The following is an 18,309-nucleotide window of genomic DNA, read 5'->3' on the forward strand; positions in this document are numbered from 1 at the left end:
TGTTTTGAAGCTGCGAGTCTTTCTCGGATATTTCTTTAACCTATTGAAAATAAAGTTATTTCATCAGGTTTATCTGAAACTTCCTGATAGCCTTGCAAAACATTAATGTGGACGATCTGCACGCCTTCTATTTAGGTAAACACTGATCAGTGAGAACGGCATGAGTGAAATCCAAAGCGGCCAGGCGACCGACGGCCTCCGCCACGCAGACATCCTGATCGTCGGCGGTGGCCTCAGCGGCGCAATGCTGGCGGCGCAGTTGCTACGCCTGCCGGGCAAACGCCAGGTGCTGGTGATCGAACCCCGCGCCGAACTGGGACGGGGCGAGGCGTACAGCGCGGTCGAGTTGGGTCACACGCTCAACGGCAATGCGGCGCGGATGAGCGTCGACCCGGACAACGCCGACGACCTGACCCAATGGCTGACCGAGTACATCGCGGCCGGCGGCTGGCCGGAGTCTGACGAGCAACAGGTGCCGGTCAGCGAATTGTTCCCGCCCCGGGGGATGTTCGGTCTGTACGTGCAGCAGCGCCTGTCTGAAGCGCAAGCGGTGGGCGCCGTGAACAAGTCAACCGTCGAGCATGTCCGGGCCGAGGTGGTTGACCTGCAAACCCGGGACGATTCGGTGCTGCTGACGTTGAGTGACGGGCAACGCTTGCAGGGCGTTTATGCGGTGTTGGCGACCGGGATGTTCCCCGCTGCGCGCACGCCACAGACCGAGTCCAGCGGCTTGAACGGCGCTGCGCTTGATCCGTGGGATGTCGCCGCCATGCAACAACTCGATCCGCAGTCGACCGTGCTGATCATCGGATCGGGCCTGACCATGGTCGATGCCGTGGTGTCGCTGGAACAGGCCGGGCATTGCGGGCCAATCGACGTGTTTTCCCGTCATGGCTTGCTGCCCCACGTGCGTCGACAGCCACCGGCCTGGGCAGATTTTCTCGCCGAGGATCAGAGCATTCGTACGCCGCGTCAACTGATGCGCGAACTGCGTCGGCATTGCCGGGACGCCATCGCTCAAGGCATCGACTGGCAGGCGCCGCTCGACACCGTGCGGGCGCACATCGGCCGCTTGTGGAATCAGGCGACGGACGTGCAGCGTCGGCAGTTTGTGCGGCATGTGCGGCCCTGGTGGGAAAGTCACCACCACCGTTCGCCGCCATTGAGTGCAGAGTTGGTGGAACGCTTGCGCAAGGAAGGGCGGTTGCGGATTCAAGCGGCGTCGTTCAAAGGGCTGGCGCCTTCAGTGGACGGAGCAGTGAGCCTGCGCATTCGGCGTCGTGGTGAATCAGAAACCACCGTTGTCAGCGGCGCGGCGTTGATCAATTCCAGCGGCATCGAATATGACTGGCGGCGAGTGGCTCGACCGCTGCCACAACAACTGCTGGCGCGCGGACTTGTACGGCCGGGGCCGTTAGCGCTGGGGATTGCAGCGGCGTCGGATGGCGCGGTGTTGGGCGCCGATGAACACGTCGCTAGCCGTCTGTTTGCCATGGGTCCACCGCTACGCGGCATGTGGTGGGAAAGCACCGCAGTGACCGACGTGGCGAGCCAGGCAAAAGCCCTCGCAGCGCGACTGGCAACAACGCCGCCCCTGTAGATACCGTCTTGAACCTCACCGGGCAAGCGCAAGTTTCGGGTCATAGGGTTGACCCGACTTGAGCACGCCGTAAACAAAGTGCAGCAGCTTGCGCATCGCTGCGCAGTTGTACTGTCGCGGGTGCTTATACAGAGGGACACAAAACCCTATGAAAAACGCTCCTCAGGTACTGCTGGGGAAAGCTTCATGATTCTGCGCCGAGCAATTCCACTGGGTAGGAGAACACGTAGCCTTCGTTGCGCACGGTTTTGATGTAAGTGGATTCCCGCGAGTCATCCATCAATCGTTGGCGCAGACGACTGACCAGCAAGTCGATGGAGCGGTCGAACAGGTCGGCGTCGCGGCCTTGGGTCAGATTGAGCAACTGGTCACGGCTGAGCACCCGTCGCGGGTGATCAAGGAACACGCGCAGTAAACGGTACTCGGCACCACTGAGGGCAACCATCGTACCGTCTTCGTCGAGTAAATGGCGGGCGGTGGTGTCCAGGCGCCAGCGACCGAAACCCAGCAATCGGCCGCTTTCGGTGATCAGCAGGTTGGGTGGCAGCATCCGCGTACGGCGCAATACGGCGTTGATCCGCGCCAGCAACTCGCGGGCGGCGAAGGGTTTGGTCAGGTAGTCGTCGGCGCCCATTTCCAGGCCGAGGATGCGATCGGTTTCGTCATTGCGTGCGGTGAGCATCAGGATCGGCGTGGCTTTGTGCTTGCCCGAACGCAGTTCGCGGCACAGCAGCAGGCCGTCATCGCCGGGCATCATGATGTCCAGCACGATCAGGTCCACCTGATTGGTTTCCAGAGAACTGCGCATCTGCCGGCCATCGGCGACCACAGTGGTGCGCAGCCCGTTCTTTTTCAGGTAATTGCCGACCAGCTCGCGAATCTCCCGGTCGTCGTCGACGATGAGGATGTGGTTCACATGTTTACGCTGAAGTCGGCCCCGGTCATTACGGTGCCGACCATCAGGATGGAAGGAGACGCCAACGGGGCGCCGCATCCGGCTGCCGAGGATTATGCCAAGCGCTTCACCGGCAAATATGAGTACCGACTCATCAATGGCGGCATCGGCCACAACTTGCCGCAGGAAGATACGCAGGCCTTTGCCAGGGCAGTGATCGATGCGGATCACCTCTTAGCATTAGTGCCGCGAGCTTGAGGCATTAATTTGCTGATCGTTCCCACGCGGGAGCGTGGGAATGATCTTTCGCCGAGCTACGCAACCACCTGATAACACGGCACATACGCCGCGCCACCGGGCAGTTTCATTCGGTGCTGGGCGACGAAGGCTTTGAGCAGTTGATCCAGCGGTTGCATGACCGCCGCATCGCCACGGATCTGGTACGGCCCATGCTCTTCGATCAGGCGGATGCCCTTGTCCTTGACGTTGCCGGCGACGATGCCGGAGAACGCACGGCGCAGGTTGGCGGCCAGTTCGTGGGCCGGCAGGTTGCGGCTCAGTTTCAGGTTGGCCATGTTTTCGTGGGTCGGATCGAACGGGCGCTGGAAGCCTTCGTCGATCTTCAGCAGCCAGTTGAAATGGAATGCGTCGTTGCGCTCGCGGCGGAACTGTTTGACCGCTTTGAGGCCTTGAGTCATTTGACGCGCGACTTCAACCGGGTCGTCGATGATGATCTCGTAATGTTGTTTTGCCGCTTCACCCAACGTGGCGCCGACAAACGCGTCCAGTTGCTCCAGATACGGCGCGGCATGTTTCGGTCCGGTGAGGACCACGGGGAAGGGCACGCCTGCATTGTCCGGGTGCATCAGGATGCCGAGCAGGTACAGGAACTCTTCGGCCGTGCCGGCGCCGCCCGGGAAAATGATGATGCCATGGCCGACGCGGACGAAGGCTTCCAGACGTTTTTCGATGTCCGGCAGGATCACCAGTTCGTTGACGATCGGGTTTGGCGCTTCGGCGGCGATGATGCCTGGCTCGGTCAAGCCGAGGTAGCGGCCGCCGTGGATACGCTGCTTGGCGTGGGCGATGGTCGCGCCTTTCATCGGGCCTTTCATCACGCCAGGACCGCAACCGGTGCAGATGTCGAGGCTGCGCAGGCCCAGTTCGTGGCCGACTTTCTTGGTGTATTTGTATTCTTCGGTGTTGATCGAGTGGCCGCCCCAGCACACCACGATCTTCGGCTCGACGCCGGGGCGCAGGGTGCGGGCATTGCGCAGCAGGTGAAACACGTAGTCGCTGATGCCCTGGGAGGTGCTCAGGTCGATGCGTTGGGCGTCGAGTTCGTTTTCGGTGTAGACGATGTCGCGCAGGGCGCTGAAGAGCATTTCGCGGGTGCTGGCGATCATTTCGCCATCGACGAAGGCGTCGGCCGGGGCGTTCAGCAGTTCGAGACGTACGCCGCGGTCCTGCTGGTGAATGCGGATTTCGAAATCTTTGTAGGCTTCGAGGATGGTTTTGGCGTTATCAACATGGGCGCCGGTATTGAGGATGGCCAGGGCGCACTGGCGAAATAAGGTGTAAGTGCTGCCGGATCCGGCTTCGCTCAGTTGCTGTACTTCACGTTGAGAGAGGGTTTCCAGGCTGCCTTTAGGGCTGACCGAGGCGTTGATTACTTGTCGTTGGGTCATTCAATGATCCTTAAAACGATGCCATTCATACAGGCAACTGGCATCCGAATGGTATGTATCCATGAAAGAAGATGGCACGAACTGCGCTGTATCGCCATTTCCCCGTTTGACGATGAAAAGTTGAAAAGGAGCCTCAGCATAGCTAAATCCCCTGCAGAGGCGATAATGCCCCGCAGTCTTTTTACCCATGCCCTCAAGGAAACCCGTCGCGATGTTCGAAATACAGCCGCAGAACCCCGAACACTATCGAAGCCAGACGCGACGCAGCACAGTGATCATAGCCCTGATTTTCCTGGCCCTGGCGATGGTGCTCTCCACCGTGGCGGTGGCGCTGTTCGGTGAGCCCGACGGCGACAATCTGCGATTTAACGTCGGTGGCGTGTTTGTGGCGGTACTGCTGATGGCAGCGTTGATGCGTGGCACGTTCTGGACCCGGCAATGGATGGCCCCGGCAGTTTACGGCTGGCAGCTCAAGCGCAGTTTGATGAGCATCACCAACGTCATGCATCAGGTGACGGCGGCGGTGGAGAAGGAGGATCCGAGCGCCATGAAGCTGCTGCGTTTCTATCATCTGGGGTTGAGCCAGATGCACGAGTTGGACGGCAACTCCAGTGATCACAGCCAATTGACCCGAGAGATGGATCAGCACAAGGCACGGATGGAAGCGCTGGGTATCGAGACGGATCAAACGCAATTGAATCCGGCCTGGATCGAGGCCGTCAAGCAGGTGCCTCGGTAGGACCTCTGGTGTGGGCAGAAACCGCTCAGTTAGGTCTAATGCCAATCAGCTAAGTCATTTCAGCTGCTACGGATCGCGGTTAAACTGACTGGCATTACGCACCCTATCGGGTGTTTGATGATGCATAGTCGCCTTGCACCAGGCGGCTCATACCCGCCAGGGGTCATAAAAAGGCCGAACGGGAAGTTTCGCCATGGGGTCAGAATTCAAGGAGCGTCATGGGTCATCCGTCCGTTAAAGATCGAATTGAACAAGCCCGTCACGGCATTCCCTTGATAGCCGAGCAGGTCGGGGTAACGCTCAAGGTTCGCTCTGCAGTGTTTCTGCTGGTCGCGGTGTGCCTGTCCATGACGGCTATCGTGATGTGGGAAGCCTGGAACTCGCGCCAGTACCATCTGCATGACAAGGCAGTGGCGATGTCCAACCTTGCGCAGACCCTGGCCTCGCAGGCGCAGGCGTCGATCAAGCAAGCCGATACGCTGCTGTTTACCCTGGTGGATCGCCTCGAAAACGACGGTTTCGACCAGGCCAGGATGCCCGGGCTGGAGCGATTGCTCAGGGCCCAGCGCAGCGAGTTGGGCCAGCTCCATGGCTTGTTCGTGTATGACGAAAAAGGTCGCTGGGTTGTCAATTCCAATGGTGCCGTCGTGCCCGATGCGAACAATGCCGACCGTGAATACTTCATCTTCCATCGTGATCATCCTGATCGAGGGCCCCACATTGGCCCGTCGATCAAGAGCCGTTCGAGCGGTGAATGGATCATGACGGTTTCCCGCCGGATCAATCATCCGGATGGCAGCTTTGCCGGCGTGGCGCTGGCAAGCCTCTATCTCAGCCACTTCCTTGCGCTCTACAACAGCATCGACATGGGCGGTAACGGCGTGATCAACCTGATCGCCGATGACGCCACCATCGTTGTTCGCCGGCCGTTCAAAGAAGCTGAAATCGGCACCAGCGTCGCCAAGGGGCTGCTGTTTACGCAACTGTTGCCCAAGGGCGATTCGGGCACGGCAACGGTTCCGTCCTATGTGGATGGGGTCGAGCGTGTGGTCGGGTTTCGCAGGGTCGCCGGTTATCCGCTGATCATCTTTGCAGCGTTGAATAAAGAAGAAGTCCTGGCAGCCTGGCGTAAGGAGGTACTGCTGAGTGCCGGGATCGTCTCGTTGTTCCTGGGATTTCTGGGTGTACTCGGTTATCGCCTCATACGCCTCATGACGCAGCAGAATCACGTGCAGAGCGTATTGCTGGATGCGCAGGAAAAGCTGATCGAGGTCAACCGCAGTCTTGAGTTGCTAGCCCTGGAGGATGCACTGACCGGGCTTTCCAACCGGCGTCAGTTCGATCATTTCATCCTTGCTGAAATGGGCCGCGCCAGGCGCAACCAGACCCATCTTGCGCTGCTGATGATCGATGTCGATCACTTCAAGAGCTTTAATGATCTTTACGGCCATGTGGCCGGCGATGAGTGTTTGCGCAACATCAGCACGATCATCAGGGACAACATGAAGCGCCCCGGCGACCTGGCTGCGCGCTATGGCGGCGAAGAGTTTGCGGTAGTTCTGCCCGGGACCGATTACGTGGGGGCGTTTATGATGGCGGAAAAAATCCGGCGCGCGGTTCAGCAGGCAGGCATCGAGCACAGTGCAGGTGCTGAAGGCACGGTGACGGTCAGCCTCGGCGTCGCCGCTTACGATCCGACGTCCCAGGCCCAGCCAGATGACTTGGTGGGTGCCGCCGACAAGGCGCTTTACGTGGCCAAGGCCAGCGGCCGGAACATGAGCGTTATTGCCAACTGAATTCAAACAAACCGGTCACAGGGGAATCCTTGAGCGGAAAAGATCAAAAGATTGTCCGACCGCGGCGGCAGCTACGCGCCCGTTGGGCGCTGCCACAGCCTGATCACCCGAAGATAGACCAGCACGTTGATCGCCAGCACCACGCTGCCCAGTCCCAGCTGAATCGCTGGCGTCAGGCCCGCCGGGTAAATGACCGGCCACACGTAATGTTCGATGAAACCGCCGCCATAGCCGGTTTGCCCGGCCGCGTGACGCATGAGATTTTCCCACTCGGTCAGCGGGCAGGCCAGGTGGAAGACTTCCACCGATACGCCCCACGCAGCCACGGGCAGGTGCCACCAGATCAGGGGGCGCCATTTGAGCACCAGCAGCCCGCCGAACAGCACGAACAGAATGAACAACAGATGAAACAGCACCAGCCCGTCGGCCGCGATTCGGTACAGCATGTCGACTCCCTGACGCGTTATGGGAATCGCTCCATGGTACTCGGGCGGGTTGCTCGTGCTCTATCGATTGTTTGCGGCTCCGCAGCACGCATCCTTGCGGTGAGCTTGGCGAATCAAGCGTGCAGTCGATGAATGGCACAAGTTCGCAGCAGTGCGCAAGATTGTTCAAGCCATCGGCCGCAACTGCTGGCACAGTCTGAGGTCTTTCCCTGGTTGAAGAGCGTTATGTCCAATTCACTCATGCCGCGCAGTGCCTTTCTTCGCGGCGCTGCGGCGATCATGCCGTTGTCCCTGGCGACCGCGCCCTGGGGACTGCTGGCCGGCTCCATGGCCATCGAGGCCAATCTCACGCCCCTGCAAGGCCAGGGTTTGTCGAGCATCGTGTTTGCCGGGGCTGCGCAACTTGTGGCTATTGGCATGCTCAAGGGCGGTGCCGGGATCTTTTCGATTCTGTTGACCACGTTGTTGCTGACCTCCCAGCATTTGCTGTACGGCATGAGTATGCGTCCGGTGATTTCGCCGTTGCCGGGTCGCTGGCGTGTGGGGTTGGGCTTTTTGCTCACCGACGAGCTGTTCGCCCTGACCAGTCAGCATGACAAACAGCAGTTCAACCGTTGGTACGCCCTTGGCGTGGGCCTGACGTTTTACATCGCCTGGAACCTCTTTACCCTGGCCGGCATCGTGCTGGGCAGCAGCATTCCGGGGCTGGAACATCTGGGGCTGGACTTCTCCATCGCGGCGACTTTTATCGCCTTGATCACCCCGGTGGTGCGAAGCGTGCCGACCGTGGTGTGCGTGGCGGTGTCGCTGTTGTGTTCGGTGCTGTTCAGCTACTGGCAGTGGGGTTCGGCGCTGGTGGTGTCAGGGTTGGCGGGCATGACCGCCGGCTTTATCTGCAACAAATTCTACGGTGGACGCACATGATGGTCTGGGCGGTTATTGTCGGTATGGGGATACTGGTTTTCCTGAACCGCTATGTGTTTCTGGAGCCTCGGCTGCCCGTGCGCTTGAGCAGTAATGCGCGACAGTTCCTGGGTTTTGCGGTACCGGGCATGCTGACCGCGATCTGCGGGCCGATCGTGTTCATGCCGGACAAGCAGCTGAATTTACAGTGGGACAACCCGTATCTGATCAGTTCGCTGGTGGCAGTGGGGCTGGTGCTGTACACCCGCAATACCTTGCTCAGCATGGTGTTGAGCATGGGGTTTTTCTTTTTGCTGCGCTGGTGGCTCTAAATCGTTCCCGTCGAAACTGTTCTACGCTTAAAGGAGATCCCTTCAGGAAGAGAGGTGAGCATGGCAAATGATCCAAAGCGTCCGAACCCGGATGAAGAGCTGGATGAACCCACGGAAGAGGAGCTCAAGCGACAGCGGCGTTCGACGCCGGACTGGAAGCACCCCGACGACGGTAAAGAGCTGTCAGATCGCGACCAGGAGCGTCCGCTGAAGCCTTGACCGATTTGCACATACAACAAGCCCCGCGCTATCAAACGGGGCTTTTCTTTCGACGATTATTTAATTCAGATCGCTTCGTTCCAGCGAATGTGTGTAATGCCCAATTGCTGCGCTTCGATACGCGCGGTTACGGGGATGGACCAGTTGCGCCGCCAGCTCCTGACGAATGCTGCTGGGGCGATTGTCCATTACCAGCCCCGATCACTGAGGTACAGCGCTTCATCCACGTCGTGGGTCACCAACAGCCGCGCTGAAGGGTTCGTCGAGCAACAGCACTGGCGGTCGCGAGTCGATCCTCACCGCCAAGAACCTGATGCCCGGCGTGAGCGCCATCGCCGCGTCGACGCCTTCGATCGACAGCAAGCGCGAAGCCCTTGCCGACTTTCTGGTGCGCCTGAAAAAGGCCCGGGCCTGGGTCGACGACCACACCGACGAGTACGCCGATCTCTGGGCGAAGAAAGCCAACCTTGACCCGAACGTTTCGCGCCATTGGTTGCGCCAGGCCCACATGACTGTCGGTCCGGTGGATGCGTAGGCAGCAAAGGATCTGCAAAGCACCGCGGACTTCCTGTTCAAGGTAAAAGCGCTGCCGGCTGCGCCGACGACGGCGCCGATTATCGACAGCTCGTTTCAGCAGGCGTTTACCCAGTCACCCACGATGCCGGGCAGCACTGGAACCAAACACTGTGTACCCTGATCGAACCTACGCCCGCAGAGATGTGCGGGCTCAACGGTCCGGCCAAGGCAAAACATGAAACAGCTGTTCAAGGTTCTCTCTGCACTCATCATCGCCACAGGGTTGGTTGGGTGCATCGCTTCTCCCATCGAAATGACACCGCAGACCGAACAGCGTCTGAGTGGGCAACCACCGATCCGTTTTCTGCTGACCTTTGACGACGGTCCCAGCGCATCGAGTTTCTGGAATCCGACGATGACGGTGCTCGACAGTCTGGCCACTAACCCGGTGCAGCCGAACCTCAAAGCGGTGTTTTTCGTGCAGACCCGCGCCTCACGAGCCGGCGGCAGTGAAACAGGGCGCCAGGTCATGCACCGCGAACAGGCCGAAGGTCAGATCCTGGGCTTTCACACGGCCACGCCCGGGCACACCAACCATCGCTCGCTGGACCCGCAAGCACTGGAGCAGTCCCTCACCCACGGCAGCGCCGACATCGCCGCGATCACCGGCGCGCCGCCGACGCTGGTGCGTCCGCCATTCTGGAGCTACGACAAACGCACCTTCGCGGCCTATCAGCAACATGGGATGCATGTGCTGCTGACCGATTTAAGCGCCAATGACGGCAAGATCTGGGGTTTCAACGCCAGCCCCCGGCGGCGCGCCCACATGCTGCGCTCCATGTCCGAAGTGCGCGAGCGCATCGCCCTTGGAGAGTTACCGGTGGTGGATGGGGTGATTCCGGTAGTGGTGACCTTCCACGACCTCAATCGATACACCGCCCGGCACACGCGGGAGTACCTGCAAATCCTCCTCGACAGCGCACAGGCTACCGGTGTGAAAACCGCAGAAAAGCCGTTTTACGACGACACGGCAGCGCTGCAACGGGCCGCCATGGCGCGTACTGTTCGCGACAGTTCACAGCCGGTTAAATTGCCGGGGTTCTGGAGCTGGATCTGGGGTGGGGATTCTCACTGAAAAGGCTTCAAAGTGAGAAACAGCTAACACTTATTTTGATCAATGGCGGGCGCAGGATGGGAAATGTGCATCTATGCTGAGTAAGTTGGATCCGATTAACTGCCACGGAGGCGCCAGTCATGGTTACAGTTCCTGAACTTTGCCGCATTGTTGAGTCCGGTTTTCAACCGCTGTCCTGTGCTTGCACGGTGAATCCCGACGCAACGTTACGGATAAAGGTCTACGAACCCGCCACCGGGCGAACTGATCTGTTGATTACCGGTGTATCACCCGAACGGCTGACCAGCATTCGCGATATCTCCAATCTGATTGGCGAGTTGCGCATCGAGATGCGCGCCGGTCGTCGGGCGTTTGCCGGCTAGTCCCGCGGCAGCAGCTCATCAATCATCTGCAAGCAATGATTCAACCCCGGCGATACGTCGCCCACGCGCCGGCTGAGAATAATCGGCGAGGTCGCGTTGTCTTCCAGCAGCGGCGTGAAACCAATGTCGTCGCGGTGCAGCAATTGCACCGAGGCCGGCACCAGCGTGACGCCAATTCCCGCGCCTACCAGGCCGATGGCTGTTTGCAGCTCGTTGGTCCATTGCGCCACATGGATGCTCACGCCATAGGATTCGAACAACGCGATCACATGGTCGGCGTAGCTGGGGCGCGGGTTGCCGGGGTACAGCACAAAAGGTTCTTTCGCCAGGTCGCGAAGGCTGATCGGCCCGGCCAGTAATGGGTGACCAGCGGGCAGGGCGGCGACCAGCCGATCTTCGGTCAACACCGTCTGGATGATGGCCGGGTCGTCGATGCGGATCCGGCCGAAACCGATATCGATACGCCCGGCCTTGAGCGCCTGAACTTGCTGCAACGTGGTCATTTCCGAGAGCCCCAGTTCAAGTTCCAGGGGCTCGCCGCTGCGCAAACGGCGAATCAGTTCCGGTAGCACGCCGTAAAGCGTCGACGGTGCAAAGCCGATGCCCAGCCAGGTCTTTTCTCCCAGACCGATCCGTCGCGTGTTGTCGCACACCTTGCTCAGTTGCTCGAGCAGCGCGGTGGAGTGTTCATGAAAAAACCGACCGGCGTCAGTCAGCTTCAGCGGTCGCCCGCGTTCCAGCAACAACACCCCGAGTTCATCCTCCAGTTGCTGCATCTGCCGGCTCAGGGGTGGTTGAGCAATGTGCAGGAGCTCGGCGGCACGGGTGAAATTGAGGGTTTGAGCCAACACCTGAAAATAACGCAGGTGACGCAGTTCCATGGAACCTCCAGACACAAGTCGGTTGCATACCTTAAAGGTATCAAGTCAGACCAATTCTATATTGGCTTCACGAAAAAAGACGCACCAGAATCGGTTCCAGAACTTTAAGAACCTGACGGGTATCGACATGCTTGCAACAGCCATTGAATCGATCGAGACGATCATCGTCGATCTGCCGACCATCCGCCCGCACAAGCTGGCGATGCACACCATGCAGAACCAAACGCTGGTGATCATTCGTGTGCGCTGTGCCGATGGCATCGAGGGCATTGGTGAGTCCACTACTATCGGCGGACTGGCTTATGGCAACGAAAGCCCTGACAGCATCAAGACCAACATCGACAGACACTTTGCGCCGCTGCTGTTTGGCCAGGACAGCGCCAATGTGAATGCCGCGATGTTGCGCCTTGAGCGCAGCATCCGTGGCAACACCTTCGCTAAATCAGGTATCGAAACCGCCTTGCTCGACGCTCAGGGCAAACGCCTTGGGTTGCCGGTCAGCGAGCTGCTGGGCGGCCGCGTTCGCGATGCCTTGCCGGTGGCGTGGACCCTGGCCAGTGGCGACACCGACAAGGACATCGCCGAAGCGGAAAAAATGCTCGACCTGCGCCGCCATCGGATCTTCAAACTGAAAATTGGTGCGGGTGAGGTCAACCGCGACCTGGCCCATGTCATCGCGATCAAAAAAGCCCTGGGCGATCGCGCCAGCGTTCGGGTGGATGTCAATCAGGCCTGGGATGAAGCGGTCGCACTGCGCGCCTGCCGGATCCTGGGAACCAACGGCATCGACCTGATCGAACAGCCGATCTCGCGCAACAACCGCGCCGGCATGGCGCGCCTGAACGCGATGAGCCCGGCGCCGATCATGGCCGATGAATCCATCGAATGCGCGGAAGATGCCTTCAACCTGGCGCGGGAAGGCGCGGCCTCGGTGTTCGCCCTGAAAATCGCCAAGAACGGCGGCCCGCGCGCCGTGCTGCGAACCGCTGCCATCGCCGAAGCCGCCGGTATTGGCCTGTATGGCGGCACCATGCTTGAAGGTGGAATCGGCACACTGGCCTCGGCCCATGCCTTTATTACGCTGAATAAATTGGCGTGGGACACCGAGCTGTTCGGCCCATTGCTGCTGACTGAAGACATTCTCAGCGAGCCGCTGGTCTATCGCGATTTTGAGCTGCACGTTCCGAAAACACCGGGCCTGGGTTTGAGCCTGGATGAAGAGCGCCTGGCGTTTTTCCGTCGCGACAAGCCATCCACTTCCGTTCATCAAGCCTGAGGAGAGCATCATGCTATTCCACGTAAAAATGACCGTGGATCTGCCAGTCGACATGAATCCGGAAACGGCCACGCAGCTGAAGACCGACGAGAAAGCCCTGGCCCAGCGCCTGCAAGAGCAAGGCAAGTGGCGTCACCTGTGGCGCATCGCCGGGCACTATGCCAATTACAGCGTTTTCGACGTCGACAGCGTTCAGGAACTGCACGACCTGCTGATGCAATTGCCGCTGTTTCCGTACATGGCGATCAAGGTCGACGCGATGTGCCGGCATCCTTCTTCCATTCGCGAGGATGACCGCTGAATCCAGCCTGTTCAGTTCGCTACGCTAATAATTACAAGATGAGGAACCCACCAAAATGAACGTCAAGATTTCCCACACTGCCAGTGTCCAGAAGTTTCTCGAGGAGGCCAGCGGCCTGCACAACGAGGCTGGGGACCCGCGGGTCAAGGCCCTGGTTTACCGCATCCTGCGTGATTTGGTGAACATCATTGAAGACCTGGCCGTGACCCCGGAAGAGTTCTGGAAAGCCGTCAACTACCTCAACGTGCTGGGTGCGCGTCAAGAGGCCGGGTTGGTGGTGGCCGGGCTCGGCCTGGAACATTACCTCGACCTGCTGATGGACGCCGAAGACGAGCAAGCCGGCAAGGCTGGCGGCACGCCACGGACGATCGAGGGCCCGCTGTATGTGGCGGGTGCGCCGTTGTCGGAGGGTGAGGCGCGACTGGATGACGGTGTCGATCCAGGTGTGGTGCTGTTCATGCAGGGCCAGGTCAAGAACACCGCCGGCGAACCGTTGGCCGGCGCGGTGGTGGATGTCTGGCACGCCAACACGGGCGGCACTTACTCCTACTTTGATACCACCCAGTCGGAATTCAACCTGCGTCGTCGTATCGTCACCGATGCCGAAGGCCGCTATCGCTTTCGCAGCATCGTCCCGTCGGGCTATGGCTGCCCGCCGGACGGTCCGACCCAGCAACTGCTGGATCAACTGGGCCGTCATGGTCAACGGCCGGCGCACGTTCACTTCTTTATTTCCGCGCCAGATCATCGTCACCTGACCACCCAGATCAACCTCGACGGCGATCAATACCTGCACGACGATTTCGCTTATGCCACACGGGATGAGCTGATCGCGAAAATCACCTTCTGCGACGATCAAGCGCGTGCGGCGGCCCATGGTGTGAGCGGTCGCTTTGCCGAAATCGACTTCGATTTCACCTTGCAGGTCTCCGCGCAACCCGACGAGCAGCAACGTCACGAACGGGTCCGCGCACTCGAGGACTGATATCTTCGAACAGCGGAACCGGGCCACGAGAAACCGACCGTTTATCTCGTGGCCTTCTGCGTTTCGATCATTGCCCTGGTATGGCCCGACGCAACCGATAACAACAATGAGAGTGACCCGATGATGCAAGCGCAACTGTTGAGTCAGCGCAGCACCGTATTCGACCACGCCGATCCTTACGCGGTGTCGGGCTACGTCAATCAGCATGTCGGTAACCATTGCATTCTGATGCCCCGGGCCGGGCGACCGCTGGCCAGCCTCAATCACCGCAAGTTTGCCAGCCTCGACCTGTGCCGCATCAGCTATGGCGGCAGCGTACGGGTCACCTCCGGTGCCCTGGAAAGCATCTATCACCTGCAAGTATTGCTGCGCGGCCACTGCCTGTGGCGCGGCCACGGCCAGGAACACTACTTCGCGCCCGGCGAATTGCTGCTGATCAATCCCGACGATCCGGTGGACCTGACCTACTCCGACGATTGCGAAAAAATTCATCCTCAAAATCCCCACCCCGTTGCTGGAGTCCGTGTGCGATGAGCAGCGCTGGCGGTATCCGGGGCAGGGCGTGCGGTTTCTGGAGAACCGCTATCAGCTCGATGACCTGGAAGGCTTTGTCGGTCTGTTGGCGATGATTTGCCAGGAGGCCGAGGCCACCGAGCAGATTCCCAAGGTCCAGGAGCATTACGCACAGATCATCGTCAGCAAGATGCTCAGCCTGATGAAGACCAATGTCAGCCGAATCAGTCTCGGCTCACAGACGGCTACGTTCGAGGTGATTGCGGACTACATCGCAGGCCACCTCAAACAGGACATCGACAGCGAAGAACTGGCACGCCAGGCGCGGATGAGCCTGCGCTCGTTGTATGGATTGTTCGAACGCAATGCCGGCACCACGCCGAAAAGCTACATCCGACAAAAACGCCTTGAGCGTATCAACGCCTGCCTGAGCGACCCGACCTGCAACGTGCGCAACGTCACGGAAGTGGCGATGGATTACGGCTTCCTGCACCTGGGCCGGTTCTCCGACAGCTACCGCAAACAGTTCGGCGAATTACCGTCCGACACCCTCAAACGCCGGCACTGAAACACCGCAAATCACCTGTAGCAGCTGCCGAGCCTGCGAGGCTGCGTTCGAGTGCGAAGCGCTCGCAAAATGGCTCGCACGGTATTTCTGGCAGACCGCATTGATCCTTGGCGAGCGCTACGCACTCGAACGCAGCCTCGCAGGCTCGGCAGCTGCTACAGGTAGTGGGCCGTTTGCAGTAAACGGATACAGGTCTGCACCCATCGGATAGTCCGCCACATCCCCCCGTCCTAGCATGGCCCTGCCTGAATAAAAACAATGGAGGCGGCGGCCATGACCCTGCGACCCGAATACCTTCACTCCCTGCTCGAAGATGACAAAGAACAGGGCATCTATCGCTGCAAGCGCGAGATGTTCACCGACCCGCGGCTGTTCGATCTCGAGATGCAGCACATCTTCGAAGGCAACTGGCTGTACCTGGCCCACGAAAGCCAGATCCCCAACAAAAACGACTTCTACACCACCACCATGGGGCGCCAGTCGATCTTCATTGCGCGCAACAAAGACGGTGAGCTCAATGCGTTCCTGAACGCCTGCAGCCATCGTGGCGCAACGCTGTGCCGGCACAAGTCCGGCAACAAGAGTTCGTACACCTGCCCATTCCACGGCTGGACTTTCAACAACTCCGGCAAGCTGCTCAAGGTCAAGGATCCGGCCGAAGCGGGCTACCCGGCGAGCTTCAACTGCGAAGGCTCCCACGACCTGACCAAGGTTGCGCGTTTCGAATCCTATCGTGGCTTCCTGTTTGGCAGCCTGAAGGCTGATGTTGTGCCGTTGGTAGAACACCTGGGCGAGTCGGCAAAGATCATCGACATGATCGTCGACCAGTCCGCTGATGGCCTGGAAGTGCTGCGCGGTTCTTCCAGCTACATCTACGAAGGCAACTGGAAACTCACCGCCGAAAACGGCGCCGACGGCTATCACGTCAGCTCCGTGCACTGGAACTACGCGGCCACCCAGAACCAGCGCAAGCAGCGCGAGGCCGGCGATTGCAATCCGACCATGAGTGCCGGCAGTTGGGCCAAGCAGGGCGGCGGTTTCTACTCGTTCGACAAGGGCCACATGCTGCTCTGGACCCGTTGGGCCAATCCAGAAGACCGTCCGCTGTACGAGCGTCGCGATGAATTGGCCCAGGATTTTGGCAAGGCTCGCGCCGACTGGATGATCGAGAACTCGCGCAACCTGTGCCTGTACCCGAACGTGTACCTCATGGACCAATTCAGTTCGCAGATCCGTATCGCCCGGCCGATCTCGGTCGACCGCACGGAAATCACCATTTACTGCATCGCCCCCAAAGGCGAAAGCGACACCGCACGTTCGAGCCGGATTCGTCAGTACGAAGACTTCTTCAACGTCAGCGGCATGGCCACGCCGGACGATCTGGAAGAGTTTCGTTCCTGCCAGACCAGTTACCAGGGCAGCGTGACCGCCTGGAACGACATGTCCCGTGGCGCCGAACACTGGGTTGAGGGCGCCGATGAGGCGGCCAAAGAAATCGACCTGCATCCATTACTCAGCGGCGTGCGCACCGAAGACGAAGGCCTGTTCGTGCTGCAACACAAGTATTGGCAGCAGACCATGCTCAAGGCCTTGGCCGCCGAGCAGTCCGAACTGATTCCTGTGGAGGCCGTGCAATGACCATCACTTATGACGCCGTGCGCGATTTTCTCTACCGCGAAGCGCGCTACCTCGATGACCGGCAATGGGACGACTGGCTGGAGTTGTACGCCGCCGATGCGACGTTCTGGATGCCGTCCTGGGACGACAACGACGAGCTGACCGAAGACCCACAACGGGAAATCTCGCTGATCTGGTACGGCAACCGCACCGGTCTGGAAGACCGCGTCTTTCGCATCAAGACCGAACGCTCCAGTGCAAGCATTCCGGACACCCGCACCTCGCACAACATCAGCAACATCGAACTGCTCGAACAGGCCGACGGACTGTGCAAGGTGCGCTTCAACTGGCACACCCTGAGCTTTCGCTACAAGACCGTCGACAGCTATTTCGGCAGCAGTTTCTACACCCTCGATGTGCGCGGTGAGAACCCGCTGATCAAGGCCAAGAAAGTGATCCTGAAGAACGATTACGTTCGCCAGGTCATCGATGTCTACCACCTCTGAGGCAGCGGTCATGACGCATTCCATTGCATTCAATTTCGAAGACGGCGTCACCCGATTCATCGACGCCAACGCCGGCGAAACCGTGGCCGATGCCGCGTACCGCCAGGGCATTAATATTCCGCTGGATTGCCGCGATGGCGCCTGCGGTACCTGCAAATGCTTCGCCGAGGCCGGCCGATATGATTTGGGCGAGGAGTACATCGAAGACGCCCTCAGCCCGGAAGAAGCCGAGCAAGGTTTCGTCCTGACCTGCCAGATGCGCGCCCAGAGCGATTGCGTGATTCGCGTGCCGACCTCCTCGCAGGTTTGCCGTACCCGTCAAGCCAGCTATGACGCCACCATCAGCGCCGTGCGCCAGTTGTCCGACAGCACCATCGCGCTGTCGATCAAGGGCGAGGCGCTGAGCAAACTGGCGTTCCTGCCGGGGCAATACGTGAACCTCGGGATTCCCGGCAGCGAGCAGACCCGCGCTTATTCGTTCAGCTCGTTGCAGCGTGACGGCGAGGTCAGTTTCCTGATCCGCAACGTGCCCGGCGGCTTGATGAGCAGCTTCCTTACCCACATGGCCAAGGCGGGTGACAGCATGAGCCTGGCTGGGCCGTTGGGCAGTTTCTATCTGCGCGATATCCATCGTCCGTTGTTGCTGCTGGCCGGTGGTACGGGGCTGGCACCGATCACGGCGATGCTGGAAAAAATCGCCGAGCAGGGCAGTGAACATCCGCTGCATTTGATCTACGGCGTGACCAACGATTTCGACCTGGTGGAACTCGATCGACTCGAAGCCTTTGCCGCACGAATCCCGAACTTCAGCTTCAGTGCGTGCGTGGCCAACCCAGACAGTCAGCACCCGCTCAAGGGCTACGTGACCCAACACATCGAGCCGCAGCATTTGAACGAAGGTGACGTCGATGTCTACCTGTGCGGCCCGCCGCCGATGGTCGAAGCGGTTAGCCAGTTCATCCGTGAGAAAGGCATCGCGCCGACAAACTTTTACTACGAGAAATTTGCCGCCAGCGCGGCCTGAGCCGCGC

The 18,309-nt window shown here is 59.6% G+C and carries 18 protein-coding genes and 4 pseudogenes; 17 read left to right on the forward strand and 5 right to left on the reverse strand.

Annotated features, from left to right (window positions below):
- The first annotated feature begins 160 nt into the window (after positions 1-160).
- Positions 161-1,600 carry an FAD/NAD(P)-binding protein gene (locus QK293_RS14015; RefSeq protein ID WP_282377851.1) on the forward strand — a complete coding sequence of 480 codons (1,440 nt, stop codon included), beginning with the start codon at positions 161-163 and terminating at the stop codon, positions 1,598-1,600.
- 184 nt (positions 1,601-1,784) lie between these two features.
- On the opposite strand, the gene QK293_RS14020 is transcribed toward QK293_RS14015, so the two are convergent.
- Positions 1,785-2,516, reverse strand: a complete 732-nt coding sequence (locus QK293_RS14020) for a response regulator (RefSeq protein WP_282377852.1) — start codon at positions 2,514-2,516, stop codon at positions 1,785-1,787.
- 15 nt (positions 2,517-2,531) lie between these two features.
- Between QK293_RS14020 and QK293_RS14025 the strand changes: the two are divergent.
- A pseudogene (locus tag QK293_RS14025) lies at positions 2,532-2,753 on the forward strand (alpha/beta hydrolase); the annotation flags it as partial.
- A gap of 56 nt (positions 2,754-2,809) precedes the next feature.
- Here the strand turns inward: QK293_RS14025 and ppnN are convergent.
- Positions 2,810-4,183, reverse strand: a complete 1,374-nt coding sequence (gene ppnN, locus QK293_RS14030; RefSeq protein ID WP_282377853.1) for a nucleotide 5'-monophosphate nucleosidase PpnN — start codon at positions 4,181-4,183, stop codon at positions 2,810-2,812.
- 211 nt (positions 4,184-4,394) lie between these two features.
- Between ppnN and QK293_RS14035 the strand changes: the two genes are divergently transcribed.
- Both QK293_RS14035 and QK293_RS14040 read left to right on the forward strand, forming a co-directional pair.
- Positions 4,395-4,922: a DUF3087 domain-containing protein gene (locus QK293_RS14035; RefSeq protein WP_282377854.1), complete on the forward strand. Its 528-nt coding sequence runs from the start codon at positions 4,395-4,397 to the stop codon at positions 4,920-4,922.
- A gap of 218 nt (positions 4,923-5,140) precedes the next feature.
- Positions 5,141-6,718: a sensor domain-containing diguanylate cyclase gene (locus tag QK293_RS14040; protein WP_282377855.1), complete on the forward strand. Its 1,578-nt coding sequence runs from the start codon at positions 5,141-5,143 to the stop codon at positions 6,716-6,718.
- Between the two features lie 71 nt (positions 6,719-6,789).
- Here QK293_RS14040 and QK293_RS14045 read toward each other — a convergent pair whose 3' ends face one another.
- A complete protein-coding gene (locus QK293_RS14045) occupies positions 6,790-7,164 on the reverse strand; it encodes a DUF2784 domain-containing protein (RefSeq protein WP_282377856.1) in 375 nt (124 codons plus the stop codon).
- A 225-nt stretch (positions 7,165-7,389) separates the two neighbouring features.
- On the opposite strand from QK293_RS14045, the gene QK293_RS14050 reads away from it, so the two are divergent.
- From QK293_RS14050 to QK293_RS14060, 3 genes are read left to right on the forward strand one after another with little or no spacing between them, the layout of a single operon-like run.
- Positions 7,390-8,088 (forward strand): AzlC family ABC transporter permease, encoded by a 699-nt coding sequence (locus tag QK293_RS14050; RefSeq protein WP_282377857.1) that lies wholly within the window; start codon positions 7,390-7,392, stop codon positions 8,086-8,088.
- The gene (locus QK293_RS14055) at positions 8,088-8,399 is read left to right on the forward strand and encodes an AzlD domain-containing protein (protein ID WP_282377912.1); all 312 of its coding nucleotides are present in this window, start codon (positions 8,088-8,090) and stop codon (positions 8,397-8,399) included. The genes QK293_RS14050 and QK293_RS14055 overlap by 1 nt, the downstream gene beginning before the upstream one ends.
- A gap of 60 nt (positions 8,400-8,459) precedes the next feature.
- Entirely contained in the window at positions 8,460-8,618 is a 159-nt protein-coding gene (locus QK293_RS14060) for a hypothetical protein (RefSeq protein WP_282377858.1), read from the forward strand.
- Between the two features lie 123 nt (positions 8,619-8,741).
- Here the strand turns inward: QK293_RS14060 and QK293_RS14065 are convergent.
- Positions 8,742-8,924, reverse strand: a pseudogene (locus QK293_RS14065) (ABC transporter ATP-binding protein); the annotation flags it as partial.
- Between QK293_RS14065 and QK293_RS14070 the strand changes: the two are divergent.
- The 3 genes and pseudogenes from QK293_RS14070 to QK293_RS14080 form a co-directional block, all read left to right on the forward strand.
- Positions 8,911-9,315, forward strand: a pseudogene (locus tag QK293_RS14070) (hypothetical protein); the annotation flags it as partial. The pseudogenes QK293_RS14065 and QK293_RS14070 sit on opposite strands and share 14 nt — an antisense overlap.
- A 54-nt stretch (positions 9,316-9,369) precedes the next feature.
- A complete protein-coding gene (locus tag QK293_RS14075) occupies positions 9,370-10,269 on the forward strand; it encodes a polysaccharide deacetylase family protein (RefSeq protein ID WP_282377859.1) in 900 nt (299 codons plus the stop codon).
- Positions 10,270-10,388: 119 nt separating this feature from the next.
- Positions 10,389-10,631, forward strand: coding sequence for a DUF1652 domain-containing protein (locus QK293_RS14080; protein ID WP_282377860.1), 243 nt, complete (start codon positions 10,389-10,391; stop codon positions 10,629-10,631).
- Here the strand turns inward: QK293_RS14080 and QK293_RS14085 are convergent.
- Positions 10,628-11,512 carry a LysR family transcriptional regulator gene (locus QK293_RS14085; protein ID WP_282377862.1) on the reverse strand — a complete coding sequence of 295 codons (885 nt, stop codon included), beginning with the start codon at positions 11,510-11,512 and terminating at the stop codon, positions 10,628-10,630. The two genes, QK293_RS14080 and QK293_RS14085, sit on opposite strands and share 4 nt — an antisense overlap.
- A 127-nt stretch (positions 11,513-11,639) precedes the next feature.
- Here QK293_RS14085 and QK293_RS14090 point away from each other — a divergent pair, with 127 nt between their 5' ends.
- From QK293_RS14090 to benC, 7 genes and pseudogenes are all read left to right on the forward strand, one after another.
- On the forward strand, positions 11,640-12,788 hold the full coding sequence (locus QK293_RS14090; RefSeq protein WP_282377863.1) for a muconate cycloisomerase family protein: 1,149 nt from the start codon (positions 11,640-11,642) through the stop codon (positions 12,786-12,788).
- A gap of 10 nt (positions 12,789-12,798) precedes the next feature.
- Positions 12,799-13,089, forward strand: coding sequence for a muconolactone Delta-isomerase (gene catC / locus QK293_RS14095; RefSeq protein WP_282377864.1), 291 nt, complete (start codon positions 12,799-12,801; stop codon positions 13,087-13,089).
- Positions 13,090-13,144: 55 nt separating this feature from the next.
- Positions 13,145-14,074 (forward strand): catechol 1,2-dioxygenase, encoded by a 930-nt coding sequence (gene catA, locus QK293_RS14100; protein ID WP_282377865.1) that lies wholly within the window; start codon positions 13,145-13,147, stop codon positions 14,072-14,074.
- Positions 14,075-14,197: 123 nt separating this feature from the next.
- Positions 14,198-15,155, forward strand: a pseudogene (locus QK293_RS14105) (AraC family transcriptional regulator).
- Positions 15,156-15,428: 273 nt separating this feature from the next.
- Positions 15,429-16,793 carry a benzoate 1,2-dioxygenase large subunit gene (gene benA, locus QK293_RS14110; protein ID WP_282377866.1) on the forward strand — a complete coding sequence of 455 codons (1,365 nt, stop codon included), beginning with the start codon at positions 15,429-15,431 and terminating at the stop codon, positions 16,791-16,793.
- Positions 16,790-17,278, forward strand: coding sequence for a benzoate 1,2-dioxygenase small subunit (benB, locus tag QK293_RS14115; RefSeq protein ID WP_282377867.1), 489 nt, complete (start codon positions 16,790-16,792; stop codon positions 17,276-17,278). The genes benA and benB overlap by 4 nt, the downstream gene beginning before the upstream one ends.
- A 10-nt stretch (positions 17,279-17,288) precedes the next feature.
- Positions 17,289-18,302: a benzoate 1,2-dioxygenase electron transfer component BenC gene (gene benC / locus QK293_RS14120; RefSeq protein WP_282377868.1), complete on the forward strand. Its 1,014-nt coding sequence runs from the start codon at positions 17,289-17,291 to the stop codon at positions 18,300-18,302.
- The last annotated feature ends 7 nt before the right edge of the window (positions 18,303-18,309 follow it).

This window comes from Pseudomonas sp. AL03 (assembly GCF_029960815.1).
Classification (GTDB): domain Bacteria; phylum Pseudomonadota; class Gammaproteobacteria; order Pseudomonadales; family Pseudomonadaceae; genus Aquipseudomonas.